Origin of the sequence: uncultured Mucilaginibacter sp. (assembly GCF_903913935.1) — a bacterium.
Taxonomy (GTDB): Bacteria; Bacteroidota; Bacteroidia; order Sphingobacteriales; family Sphingobacteriaceae; genus Mucilaginibacter.
Window position 1 is genome coordinate 1 of the sequence record NZ_CAIWNH010000339.1, and the last position, 8,190, is coordinate 8,190.

General features: G+C 43.6%; 5 protein-coding genes. 3 read left to right on the forward strand and 2 right to left on the reverse strand.

Going from position 1 to position 8,190, the window contains the following annotated elements; translation table 11 throughout:
• Both QZY09_RS13285 and QZY09_RS13290 read right to left on the reverse strand, forming a co-directional pair.
• Positions 1-353, reverse strand: a 353-nt coding sequence (locus tag QZY09_RS13285) for a hypothetical protein (RefSeq protein ID WP_295673107.1), incomplete at its 3' end; no start/stop codon positions are given.
• A gap of 52 nt (positions 354-405) precedes the next feature.
• Positions 406-627, reverse strand: coding sequence for an AtpZ/AtpI family protein (locus QZY09_RS13290; protein ID WP_295673109.1), 222 nt, complete (start codon positions 625-627; stop codon positions 406-408).
• A 69-nt stretch (positions 628-696) separates the two neighbouring features.
• Here QZY09_RS13290 and QZY09_RS13295 point away from each other — a divergent pair, with 69 nt between their 5' ends.
• The 3 genes from QZY09_RS13295 to uvrC all read left to right on the forward strand — a co-directional run bounded on the left by QZY09_RS13295 (position 697) and on the right by uvrC (position 8,152).
• The gene (locus QZY09_RS13295; RefSeq protein ID WP_295673111.1) at positions 697-3,897 is read left to right on the forward strand and encodes a hypothetical protein; all 3,201 of its coding nucleotides are present in this window, start codon (positions 697-699) and stop codon (positions 3,895-3,897) included.
• 2 nt (positions 3,898-3,899) lie between these two features.
• On the forward strand, positions 3,900-6,131 hold the full coding sequence (locus QZY09_RS13300; RefSeq protein WP_295673113.1) for a transglycosylase domain-containing protein: 2,232 nt from the start codon (positions 3,900-3,902) through the stop codon (positions 6,129-6,131).
• Between the two features lie 221 nt (positions 6,132-6,352).
• Positions 6,353-8,152: an excinuclease ABC subunit UvrC gene (uvrC, locus tag QZY09_RS13305; RefSeq protein WP_295673114.1), complete on the forward strand. Its 1,800-nt coding sequence runs from the start codon at positions 6,353-6,355 to the stop codon at positions 8,150-8,152.
• Positions 8,153-8,190 lie beyond the last annotated feature (38 nt).

An 8,190-nucleotide genomic window follows, 5' to 3' on the forward strand; every position in this document is an offset into this window, starting at 1 on the left:
AAAACATAAACTTCAAAGACAGTATTTAATAAATATACGTATAAAAAATTAGCTAAAAAAATAGGCTTATTTGAGGGGTTTTTTGATAAAAAAACAAAAATAAATATTAAACAGGCTAACAGTTTAAAGGTGGTGCCTCCCAGAAATGCCGGGGTAAAATGCTCCTGGTTTTTACGCCCTACAATAAGCATCACGGCAACTATTAAAAACGTAATACCTGACATAAAGCAGAAGACGGTCCAAAAATTGGGCGTTAATAAACCAGTGTTTCCGGTATATTGAAGTGCCGCCGGCGGTATCGCGATAATGATAATAAATACCAGGAAAAAAATAATAGAAGATGTTACTTTCATTTGAATGAGAGAGGTTGAAATTTTATTATATGCTAAAACGGGTAATATAAACTCAGTTTTTCGCAGACCTTATAATGACGTACAAAGATATAAAAACACCCGTTAGCGAAAGAATGGCAGTAACCCATTTTACCTGGTGCTGGGCAGATTGATCTATTTTATAGCCGGCATAGGTAAATAGCCCGATGATCGCTATCATCTGAAAGCCCATACCACTATACTTTAGATAACCGTTTCCGGTGTTATTCTCTTTATCGGGTTTGTTTTTATCCATCTTCAAATTTATTAAACCTATTTCATAATTGTTGCTAAATTAGCAAGGCTTTTATATCCCCATTTAAAATTGAGGCTAACATCTAAACTTTCTGTAAATAAACCCTTTAAATTGCTGGTAATTGCTTTGATGGCGATGTTGGCAGGGTGTGCGCTCCAAAAACAAAGCGGCTTTAACCGCGACATGCAAAACCTTACTGCCAATTTTAATATCCTTTTTAACGCAAAAGAGATTTTGCAGCAAAAGCAGGATAGTTACGCAGGCTCGTTTACCGACAATTACAATGAAATATTAAGTGTTTACCCGGATACCGTTGCACAAAGCCAAACACCTGATAAAGACCTGGAGGCCGCCATATCAAAAGGGTACACGATCATTAATTATAAGGACCAGAGTAAATATATCGGCGATGCTTACCTTGTTTTGGGGCAGGCCAACTACCTGGAAGGTAATTTTTATAACGCCGATGAGTTTTTGAGTTATGTGATCCATAACTATCCAAAAAGGAAGGACCTGGTACGGGATGCCAGGGTCTGGAAGACGAGGGCATTAATTTATTTGAATCAGTTGCCGAAGGCAAAATTGGTTATTGACAGCGCCATTGAAAGCATCAACCCTAAAAAGAAGATCTCTGCTGATATTTATGCTGCTAAATTGCAATATGACATAGCTGCAGAAGATTACAAAGACGCGGAGGAAATGGCCAAACTGGCCTTGAAATATTGCCAAGATAAAACCCAGCGGCTGCGGTGGACCTTTATTTTGGCCCAGGTACAGGAACTGAACAATGAGCAGGTAAATGCCGCGCGGAATTACGACCAGATCTCGAAGAGTAACGCCCAGTTTGAAATGGCCTTTAACGCCAGCTTAAACCTGATACGGATTGACGACAACCAAAACGGCGTAAAAATAGACCGGATCACCAAGTTGCTTGGCCTTTTAAAGAATCCCAATAATAAAGAATTTAAAGACCAGATCTATTACCAGGTGGCGCAACTGGAAATGGCCGACAAAAAAATTGATGATGCCATAAAGTATTATAATCTTTCGGTACGGACAAGTGTTAAAAACCAGAGCCAGAAGGGGCTTTCCTATTTGAGGCTTGCGGAGATCTATTTTAAAATTAAAGCCGACTATTTAAAGTCGAAAAAGTATTACGACAGTACGTTAACCAGTTTGCCAACCAATTACCCGGGTTATGTGGGCATCAAAAAAATAGGGAGCAACCTTTCTTACCTTGCTGAACGTTTGCAAATTATCGCCAAAGAGGACACGTTGCAGGCGCTTGCCCGCATGGATGAAAAGACCCGCGCGGGTGTTATTGACAAAATGGTAAATGATAACACCTTACAGCAAAAGGCGGCAGCAGCAGCGGCGCAGGGAAATGCTGCGGCCCCGGCATCCCGGGCCGGGGGCTCCAGATTAGGTTCAGGTGGCCAGGCAAAGGGCGGATCGTTTTATTTTGATAATACGACCGCGGTTAGCCAGGGATATAACGATTTTAAACGCGTTTGGGGTAACCGTACATTGGAAGACAACTGGCGACGAAGCACTAAGGGCGCTGCTGAAGATAGTAATAACCCGGCTGTTACCGCTCAATCTGCAGACCCTGATGCGCCGGCAGGGCCGTCCAAAACAGGCAAAGCACCCGCTATGGCTTCAAGTTACCGTAAGGAACTGGTTGACGCGCTTCCGCTTACACCTGCACTGCTTTCGGCATCCAACCTGCGTGTTTATAATGCTTATATTGACCTGGGCGACTTTTACAGGGATATCCTGGAAGACAAAAAAGACGCTATTGAGATTTTTGAAAAGATACTAAGCCGCTTTCCGCAGGATCCAAATAAACCGGCGATTTATTATAACCTGTACAGGCTTTACAGCGACAGCGACCCGGCGAAGTCGGATTTTTATAAAAACAAGTTACTGAAAGAATTCCCTGAAACACCTTTCGCTAAAATTATCATTGATCCTGAGTTTGCAAGGAAGCTTGAGGATCAGGATGCTGAATTTACCAAAGCTTACAACGATGTATTTGATTTGTATGCCGATAAAAAGTACAAAGAGGTAATTGAGAAGGCGCCGCTACTATTGAAAAAATATCCCGGTAATAAATTATCAGCCCAGATATTCTACCTGCAAATCATTTCACAGGGACATAATGAAAAGGCGGGACCTTTTGCGGACAGCTTGCAGCAACTGATCAAAATATACCCAAATGATAAACTGATCGTTCCGCTGGCTAAGCAGCACCTTGCTTATATTAGTGCAAACCAAAATGAAATGCTGGCGCGAAATGTAGTGATAGCGGATGTTGATCCGCATGATGTCCCCTTTACGCTGGCACAGGAAAATAAGGAGAAAGCCACCTACCGGAAAATTTTGAAACCTTATATTTTTGCGGCTAAACCCGGCGAACGGCTCCCGGAAAAAAAGAAAGAAGAGCCGGTGAAAAAGCCTGCTGGAATTGTGAAGGCCGTGCCGAAGATTGATTCAGCAAAGGTGAAGAAAGAGGTATTTATTCCAAAAATCACCCCGAAGAAAGATTCTGTAAAAACTATCGCGCAGGTAACTGTTCCAAAAAACAGCCCGAAAACGGATACGCCAAAAACTATTGTGCAGGTAACACCAAAAGCTAATCCAAAGAAAGATACTGCGAAAACTGTCGCACAGGTTGTGCCAAAAGCTAGTCCGAAAGCAGACACCACAAAAGCGGCGGCGCAGGTTGTGCCAAAGGCCCCGCCGGTGGATACAACTAAAATAATAGCGCAGGTAACACCACCTGTTAGTCAGCCGGCGGAAACACCCAAAACGGTTGCTCCGGTTGATACTGTCAAAACAAGTCAGGTGGCAATCTCGTCGGAGGCCGATCCGGATGCGCTTAAAGCTAAAATGGTTGTGCCATCCATTTTTTCGAAGGGCGATAGTACCAATTATTACTTTGTAGTAAATGTTACATCAGGCACAACTAATGTGGCCTCGTCGCGTTTTGGAATAGGGCAGTTTACGCGGGCAAATTATGCAGGCAACGGTATTAAACATCAGTTGAAAGCAGTTGGCGATCATGACCAGGTAATATATGTAGGTTTGTTCCCCTCGCTGGAAAAAGTGAAAAAGTTTGCCCATGATATTGTACCGCTTTTGCCTGATATTATGAAGGTGCCAAAGGATAAGTACAGCTTTTTTATTATTACTAAGGAAAATCTGGATAAATTAGCCGACCAAAAGACATTGGATAGTTATATCGACTATTTTCAAAACAATTACTAATCATGATCATTAAACTTTCGCCCGGGGATATAAAAAGGTATAACTGGTACCTGTGGAGAGCGGTGCTAAGCTTTTTTGCACTTTTTGTATTGCTGCTTGTCGTTACCTATTTTGGCTTATTTGGGCAGCTTCCGCCTTTCCGCGACCTTGAAAACCCTAAAAGTAACCAGGCTTCTGAAGTTATATCTGCAGATGGGGCCACTGTTTTGGGTACCTATTATATACAAAACCGCTCTAGCGTTAACTTTTCACAATTGTCGCCCAATGTTGTAAACGCGTTGATCGCAACTGAAGATTCGCGATTTTACGACCATTCCGGGATCGATTTCCGCCGTTTGTTCACTATCCCTTTGTTAAACCTGATCGGGTCAAAGCAGGGAGGGAGCACTATTACCCAGCAGCTGGCTAAAAATCTGTTTTCGGGGAGCCAGGGTTCCCGTAACCCCTTTGTTCGCTTTACGCAAAAATTGAAAGAATGGATCATTGCTGTTCGCCTGGAGAGACGCTATACCAAGCAGGAAATAATCACCATGTATTTAAATACAGTGGATTTTGGCGCTTATAATACCTTTGGTATCAAATCGGCTGCGCATACCTACTTTAATGTTACCCCTGATAAATTGACGCCCGACGAGGCGGCCGTTTTGGTAGGTATGGTTAAGGGGCCGGGTGTATATTCACCCATCCGGCATCCGGACAGGGCGCTAAACAGGCGAAACCTGATCCTGGGTTTAATGGAGAAACAGGGCTATTTAAGTGATGGCCAATTGCAGGAGTTTAAAAGCAAACCATTAGGCATCGACTTTAACCCGATGAACCATAATGAAGGGCCGGCTCCATATTTTAGGGCAGTGCTGAAACAGGAGATCCAAAAGATCTTTAAAAACCAGAATATTGTCCAATCAGACGGTACCCCATATGACCTGGACCGCGACGGGTTGAAGATTTATACCACCATTGATGCTACGATGCAGCAGTACGCAGAGGAAGCCCAACGCGAATATATGCCCCAACTGCAGGCCCAGTTCAATGACCAATGGAAAGGGGTTAGCCGGTGGAAAAGTATCAAGAATTTTAAGTTACTGCTTGACGAAGGGATGTACCGGTCTGACAGGTATAAGCAGTTGGAATTGCAGGGAAAATCAGAAGACGAAATAAGGCGGAATTTTGATACGCCCGACAGCCTGGAACTGTTTACCTGGCGGGGTGATATTGATACATTAATTAAGCCCATTGATTCTATATTATACTCAAAAATGATGTTGCGCAATGCCCTGATGAGCATGGACCCAACCACCGGGTATGTAAAGGCCTGGGTAGGGGGCACAGACTTTGAACATTTTAAGTATGACCAGGTAAAAGTTGGCACCCGCCAGGTGGGTTCAACCGCTAAACCGTTTACCTACGCCGTTGCCATCGAAAATGGCTTTTCGCCCTGCCAGGAAGTGGATAATGTACCGGTAAATATTGACGGCTGGACGCCGGGTTCATCGCCTACTGAAACGCTGCCGGGGGCCATCTCCCTAAGAACTGCGCTGGCTCATTCGCAAAATTATGTAACGGCATATGTAATGAATGAAGTAAAACCAACGCCCGTAATGGAGCTGATCAAAAAGATGGGCGTTACCAGCGATGTGCCGCCATATCCTTCTATTTGTTTGGGTGTATTTAATGCTTCTGTATTTGATATGACCGGCGCGTATTCGGTGTTTGCCAACCACGGCACGTGGACTGAACCCACATTTATTTTGCGGATTGAAGATAAAAATGGCAACGTGGTTTATACCCATACCCCTAAAGTGGTTCAGGCGATGGACGCCCAATCTGCCTATGTAATGACCTATATGCTAAAAGGAGTGATAGAAGACGGTACGGGATCGCGGTTAAAGTATAAATATGGGTTAAACAACCCTATCGGCGGAAAAACAGGTACCACCCAGGAAAACTCCGACGGCTGGTTTATCGGGATAACACCGCAGTTAGTTACCGGCGTATGGTCTGGCTGCGAAGACCGGGATATTCACTTCCGGTCAACAAGACTAGGGGAGGGCGCCAACTCAGCCCTGCCTATATTTGCCGGATTTATGAAAAGGGTTTATGCCAATCCGGCCCTTGGGATCAAAAAAAATGTTGATTTCGATGCTCCCAAAAATATGACCATTACTTTAGATTGTAATGCCTATAAACAGCAGCAGCAAGGGACGAATGACGTGGATAAGAAACTGGGATTCTGATTGGTGTAAGGTTGGAATGTTGTAAAGTTGGAATGTTGCCGGGTTCATGAAATCTTGTCATTGCGAGCGATAGCGTGGCAATCGCGAACCAAACATTTCTGTCATGCACAGTCCGCGATTGTTTCGTTCCCCGCAATGATAATGTGGGTATAGTCCACACCTATCCAATGACTTAATGACCCAATGACCCAATGACCCAATGACTCAATGACTAACCAGGAATGAGTAAATTCGACTATAAAGAGGAGTTAAAAAATATCCCCCATAAACCCGGTATTTACCAGTTTTGGGATGAGGACAACGAACTGATCTACATCGGTAAAGCAAAGGATCTGCGTAACCGGGTGGGCTCTTATTTTAATAAGGATTATAATGTAAATGCCAAAACCCGGGTATTGGTATCCAAGATCCGGAATATCACTTTTACCATTGTTGATACAGAAGTTGATGCCTGGCTGTTGGAGAACAGTTTGATAAAGAAGCACCAGCCGCGGTATAATGTCATGTTAAAGGATGATAAAACCTATCCCTGGATCATCATCAAAAATGAACATTACCCGCGCATCTTCTGGACAAGGCGCATCGTACGCGATGGTTCTAAATACCTTGGGCCATATGCATCAGTAAGTATGATGCATAATATTTTAGGGCTGATAAAAGAGACCTACCCCTTGCGCACCTGTAACCTGGCGCTCAACAAAGAAAATATTCAAAAAGGTAAGTTTAAAGTTTGTTTGGAATACCAGCTGGGCAATTGTAAAGGGCCCTGCCAGGACTACCAGACAGAGGACGATTACGACCATAGTATTAATGAAATAAAAGATATTTTAACAGGGAAGATCGGCGGCGTACTTCGTAACCTGAAAAATGATATGGAGCAGGCGGTTGCCGATATGAATTTTGAATACGCTCATCGCCTGAAAAGGAAGTTTGAGTTGCTGGAAAATTACCAGAGCAAATCAACAGTGGTTAACTCCTCCATTACTGACGTCGACGTATTCAGTATCGCATCCGACGAAAAATATGCCTTTGTCAATTACTTGAAGGTGATGAATGGTACGATCATCCAAACGCAAACCATCGAGCTGAAAAAGCGGCTGGATGAAAGCGACGAGGAATTGCTGACGCTTGCGATATCTGAATTCCGTACCAGGTACGACAGCCATTCAAAAGAGATCATCGTTCCTTTTGATATCGACCTGGATGATCAATCTATAAAATTCACCGTTCCAAAGTTAGGCGAGAAACGAAAGCTGCTTGACCTCTCGGAGAAAAATGTGCGGTTTTTCAGGAAGGAAAAGATCGACCAGTACGAAAAGCTGAACCCTGAAGTGAGAACTGAAAGGCTGCTTACCCTAATGATGAAAGACCTTCGGATGAACACGCTGCCGCGGCACATCGAGTGTTTTGATAACTCCAACTTCCAGGGTAAATACCCTGTTTCCGCAATTGTAGTATTCAAAGATGGTAAACCATCCAAAAAAGATTACCGGCATTTTAATGTAAAAACGGTGGAAGGCCCTGATGATTTTGCAACCATGGAAGAGGCTGTTCACCGGCGTTACAGGCGCATGCTTGACGAAGGGGGAGAATTGCCTCAGCTGATCGTTATTGATGGTGGCAAGGGGCAGCTTTCATCAGCCATGAAGAGCCTTAAATTACTTGGTATTGAAAAACAGGTGACCATTATAGGCATTGCCAAACGATTAGAGGAATTGTATTACCCGGGCGATCAATATCCTTTATACCTGGATAAAAAATCGGAAACTTTAAAAGTTATCCAGCATTTAAGAGACGAGGCACACCGTTTCGGCATAACATTTCACCGGAAGAAGCGGGATCAGGGGACTTTGGTTACCGAACTTGAACTTATTGAAGGCATAGGCAAAACCACTGCCGAAAAATTATTGAAATACTTTAAATCAGTAAAAAAAGTACGTGAAGCGACGGAAGAAGTTTTGTTGGAGGTAGTGAACACGAAACAGGCAAAAGCAATACTGGCGTATTTTGAAGGGAAGTAACCTTACCAATCGCTCATTGCGAGGAACGAAGCAATCTC

What these genes read in the sequence shown, in the direction of transcription:
- QZY09_RS13290 (WP_295673109.1), bottom strand. Translation starts at nt 627, where the DNA reads ATGGATAAAAACAAACCCGATAAAGAGAATAACACCGGAAACGGTTAT.
- QZY09_RS13300 (WP_295673113.1), top strand. Translation starts at nt 3,900, where the DNA reads ATGATCATTAAACTTTCGCCCGGGGATATAAAAAGGTATAACTGGTAC.
- uvrC (WP_295673114.1), top strand. Translation starts at nt 6,353, where the DNA reads ATGAGTAAATTCGACTATAAAGAGGAGTTAAAAAATATCCCCCATAAA.